Here is a 1,660-nt window from a genome sequence, read left to right as displayed (position 1 = left end):
TCTCTCAAAAGGAAAGCCAAGCCAGGCCCCTGCCCGGTCCCTGCGGGACCGGGGTCATGCTCCATAGAAAGGAGGTGATCCATCCCCACCTTCCGGTAGGGATACCTTGTTACGACTTCACCCCAATCATCTGCCCCACCTTCGGCGGCTGGGTCCCAGAAGGGTTCCCTCACCGACTTCGGGTGTTGCAAACTCTCGTGGTGTGACGGGCGGTGTGTACAAGGCCCGGGAACGTATTCACCGCGGCATGCTGATCCGCGATTACTAGCGATTCCGGCTTCATGCAGGCGAGTTGCAGCCTGCAATCCGAACTGAGAATGGCTTTTCTGGATTGGCTCCCCCTCGCGGGTTCGCATCCCGTTGTACCATCCATTGTAGCACGTGTGTAGCCCAGATCATAAGGGGCATGATGATTTGACGTCATCCCCACCTTCCTCCGGTTTGTCACCGGCAGTCACCTTAGAGTGCCCAACTGAATGCTGGCAACTAAGATTAGGGGTTGCGCTCGTTGCGGGACTTAACCCAACATCTCACGACACGAGCTGACGACAACCATGCACCACCTGTCATTCCGTCCCCCGAAGGGGAACCGCCTCTCTCGAGGCGTAGCGGAAGATGTCAAGATCTGGTAAGGTTCTTCGCGTTGCGTCGAATTAAACCACATGCTCCACCGCTTGTGCGGGCCCCCGTCAATTCCTTTGAGTTTCAACCTTGCGGTCGTACTCCCCAGGCGGAGTGCTTAATGCGTTAGCTTCGGCACTACGGGTATCGAAACCCCTAACACCTAGCACTCAGCGTTTACGGCATGGACTACCAGGGTATCTAATCCTGTTTGCTCCCCATGCTTTCGCACCTCAGCGTCAGGTACAGACCAGAGAGTCGCCTTCGCCACTGGTGTTCCTCCACATATCTACGCATTTCACCGCTACACGTGGAATTCCACTCTCCTCTTCTGTCCTCAAGTTTCGCAGTTTCCAATGGCCTTCCACGGTTGAGCCGTGGCCTGTCACATCGGACTGACGAAACCGCCTGCGTGCCCTTTACGCCCAATAATTCCGGACAACGCTTGCCCCCTACGTATTACCGCGGCTGCTGGCACGTAGTTAGCCGGGGCTTTCTGGACAGGTACCGTCAGCACGCCAGCCTGTTCGACTGGCGTGGGTTCTTCCCTGTCAACAGAGCTTTACGATCCGAAAACCTTCATCACTCACGCGGCGTTGCACCGTCAGGCTTTCGCCCATTGCGGATGATTCCCTACTGCTGCCTCCCGTAGGAGTCTGGGCCGTGTCTCAGTCCCAGTGTGGCCGATCACCCTCTCAGGTCGGCTACGCATCGTCGCCTTGGGGAGCCCTTACCTCTCCAACTAGCTAATGCGCCGCGGGCCCATCGGACGGTGCAAGGATCCGAAGATCCCTGCTTTGCCGCTGACCTCAGGCGAGGTCAGGGCGTATTGGGCATTAGCCCCGGTTTCCCGGGGTTATTCCCATCCGTCCGGCAGGTTGCCCACGTGTTACTCACCCGTCCGCCGCTCGTTCCACCGGTTTTCTCCCGAAGGAGTCCGCCGGCTTCCCGCGCTCGACTTGCATGTATTAGGCACGCCGCCAGCGTTCGTCCTGAGCCAGGATCAAACTCTCCGTAAAAAGTTTGATGCTGTGGCATC

General features: G+C 58.0%; 1 rRNA gene. It reads right to left on the bottom strand.

The features are described 5' to 3' along the window. Nucleotides 1-67 precede the first annotated feature (67 nt). Nucleotides 68-1,640 (bottom strand): 16S ribosomal RNA (locus ACTRXH_RS15995). Nucleotides 1,641-1,660 lie beyond the last annotated feature (20 nt).

It is taken from the genome of Marinococcus sp. LNHM5E3-2.1, assembly GCF_056034365.1.
Note: the sequence above shows the minus strand (reverse complement) of the source record. Positions and strands in the feature narration are given on the sequence as shown.